The organism is Stenotrophomonas sp. YJH_SMC_29, from assembly GCF_059371235.1.
Map to the genome: position 1 here is coordinate 1 of NZ_JCAFUK010000033.1, position 3,002 is coordinate 3,002.

The following is a 3,002-nucleotide window of genomic DNA, read 5'->3' on the forward strand; positions in this document are numbered from 1 at the left end:
CGCGCCGATGGCCAGCTGGTTGGCCTGGCGGGCGTGCTCGGCGTTCTGGCGCACGGTGGAGGTCAGTTCCTCCATCGAGGCGGCGGTTTCTTCCAGGTTGGCGGCCTGCTGTTCGGTACGGCGCGACAGGTCGCTGTTGCCGGAGGCGATTTCACCGGCGGCGGAGCTGATCGCGCGGCTGGACTGCTTGATGCGGGTGACGATCTCGCTGAGCTGTGCGGCGGTGGCGTTGGCGTCGTCGCGCATGCGGGCGAACACGCCCTGGTAATCGCCCTGCATGCGCACGGTCAGGTCACCCTGCGACAGTGCGGCCAGCAGGCCCGAGACCTGCTCGATGCTGCCGGCGTTGGCGTCCAGCAGGCCGTTGATCTGCTGGGCCAGCTGCAGGAAGAAGCCCTCCTTGTCGGAGGCGTCGATGCGGCCGGACAGGTCGCCGGCGGCGGCCTGGGCAATCACGCGGGCGACTTCGGCTTCAACCTGCGCTTCCTGGGTGCGGTCACGCCACTCCACCACGTAGCCGACGGTGTCGCCGCCTTCGTTGCGGATGGTCGAGACCACCTGGGCGAACTGGGCATCGCCGTACTGCATCGGGCGACGGGCGACACCGTGTGCCTTCAGGTTGTTCAGCAGGGTCTGGTCCATCTCGCCACGGTGCTCAAGCACGGTGACCGGCTTGCCGATCAGCGGGGCCTGGGCGTCGAAGTCCGGCAGGTCACGGCGCAGTTCGTCCTGGTACTGGCTCAGGGTCTGCTGCAGGGCGCGGTTGCTGTAGACGATGGTGTTGCTGGTATCGGTCAGGTAGACGCCGGTCGAGCTGTAATCCAGCGCCGTACGGATGCGCAGGTTCTCGCGGGCGATCGCCTGGTCGGTCTCGATGCGCTCGCGCAGGTCGCGCTGCATGCGCTGCATGGCCTGCATCAGTTCGCCCACTTCGTCCTGGCGGCTGACATCGATGTGGCCGTCGAGCTTGCCACCGGCCACGTCGTTGGCGACCGACACGGCGCCACGCACGCTGCCCACCAGGGCACGGGCAAACAGCCACACCAGTACCAGGCCGAGCGCAGCGCCGCCCAGCAGGGCGATCACGGTCAGCACGGCCGAGGCGGAGTAGGTGGATGCAGCCTCATCGCGCGACGCGCGGGCGAGGCGGTTGTCTTCGGCGATCAGCGCCTCCAGCGCCGAGGCGGCCTTGCGGTGCTTGGTGCGGGTCTCGCCGACGAAGGTATCGATGGCGTCGTCGGGCAGGTCCAGTTCCAGCATCTCGGTGACGCTGTCATAGGACGCCAGCGCGTCCTTCCATTCCTTGGCGAAGGCGTCGAACAGCTTCTTCTGCTGCGGATTGTCGACCAGCTTCGGATACTCCTTGATCGACTTGTCCATGCTGGCGCGCAGGTCGACACCCTGCTTGCGCGCATCGGACTTGACGTCATCGCTGGCGCGGATCAGCTGCTGGTAAGCGGCATTGCGGTACTCGCCGAGCATGCCGCGCATCTCGCCGGCCATGCGGATGCTCTCCATGCGAGAACCGGCCAGCTCGGTGGTCACGTTGTTCAGCGAATGCAGGCCGCGATAGGCGACGATGCCCTGCAGCAGCATCACCAGCAGGAGGACGCCGAAAGTCAGCAGCAGTTTCGGCATCAGTTTCAGGTTGTTGATCCACGGCATGGGCGTTGCGAGCTCCTAAGGCAGACGCGCCCGGGCATCGGGCCCGGTTGCAGCAGAAACCACGCCAGGACCAGGCCCGGCGTGGTCCGACGAACGGCGGATTACTTGATGTTGGCCAGCTTCAGCCCAGCCGGCGAGCTGACTTCGATTTCCGCGCGCGAGGCGTCGCGCTGGATCTTGCCGATCACGCAGACGGTCTTGCCTTCCAGGGTTTCCAGCGGGAAGGAGAACTTGCCGCGGTTCTCGCCGGCGATGCGCGCCGAGAAGGTGTGGCGCGGGAAGGCGCCGCCCATGTACAGGAAGGTCGGCTGGCCTTCGGAGCCTTCTGCGTAACGGGCCTTTTCGACCTTGCCACAGACCATGCCGTCCTTGCCGACCGAACGCGGCGCCATTTCCGGCGGGATCATGTCGGCCGACTGGGCGAAAGCGGAGGCGGCGGTGGCGGCCAGGACAGCGGCCGAGACGAACGCAAACAGGGACTTCATCGAGGGTATCTCCGGGGATGGTAACGATCGGGCCGGTCCTGCGCGCTCCTGCGCGACCGGCTTCTGTCCCCCTATCGGCACCGCCGAAGGGAACTGAAGGGTTTTGTGACTGGAACGTGAAGCAGTTCCGTTTACTCAGGCAGCGACGTCTTCGGCAAGGCTGGCCTGGCCCATGTCGGCGCTGTCGAGCAGGGTCTCGATGTCCAGCAGGATCAGCATGCGATCGTCGTGGGTGCCGATGCCGGAGATGAAACGGGTGTCGACGGCCGCGCCGAATTCCGGGGTCGGGCGGATCTGCTCGGCCGACAGCGGGATCACGTCGGAGACGCTGTCGACGACGATGCCGACCACGCGGTCTTCCACGTTCAGCACGATCATCACGGTGAACGCGTCATAGCGGGCGTTGTCCAGGCGCAGCTTCAGGCGCAGGTCGATGACCGGGACGATGGTGCCACGCAGGTTGATCACGCCCTTGATGTAGTCCGGGGCGTCCGGAACGCGGGTGACGGCGTCGTAGCCACGGATCTCCTGCACCTTGAGGATGTCCACGCCGTAGTGCTCGGCGCCAAGGGTGAAGCTGAGGAATTCGCCACCGGCGCTGGCGGCGGAGCGGGTCTTGTCGTTCATCGAGGGGTCCTGGTTCAGCCGGAAATCCCGGTGTCAGGCTCGATATCGGCGCCGCTGGGGGGGACTTTAGGTGCCGGGGGAAGGGCATCCACGCATGGCGTGGATCTTATCTCTTGCCGATCTGGCACCTTGGGTGCCGAGAGCCCGGCGTGGGCGACCGTGTGGATCCAGGTCTTGCGACCGAGAAGTAGCTTGGGTCCCCACGCCGGATTCTCCCTGAACCGC

The 3,002-nt window shown here is 66.3% G+C and carries 3 protein-coding genes; all 3 read right to left on the bottom strand.

Annotated elements, in window-relative coordinates; genetic code table 11:
- A partial coding sequence (locus tag AC5P9I_RS21095) for a methyl-accepting chemotaxis protein (protein WP_481457124.1) occupies positions 1-1,665 on the bottom strand: 1,665 nt, incomplete at its 3' end.
- A 101-nt stretch (positions 1,666-1,766) separates the two neighbouring features.
- Complete coding sequence (locus AC5P9I_RS21100) at positions 1,767-2,150, bottom strand: hypothetical protein (protein ID WP_495217419.1); 384 nt, start codon at positions 2,148-2,150, stop codon at positions 1,767-1,769.
- Between the two features lie 135 nt (positions 2,151-2,285).
- Entirely contained in the window at positions 2,286-2,777 is a 492-nt protein-coding gene (locus AC5P9I_RS21105; protein ID WP_049465492.1) for a chemotaxis protein CheW, read from the bottom strand.
- Positions 2,778-3,002: the final 225 nt, after the last annotated feature.

Excerpts from the sequence above, each read along its gene's own strand:
- AC5P9I_RS21105 (WP_049465492.1), bottom strand. The coding sequence starts at position 2,777 with ATGAACGACAAGACCCGCTCCGCCGCCAGCGCCGGTGGCGAATTCCTC.
- AC5P9I_RS21100 (WP_495217419.1), bottom strand. The coding sequence starts at position 2,150 with ATGAAGTCCCTGTTTGCGTTCGTCTCGGCCGCTGTCCTGGCCGCCACC.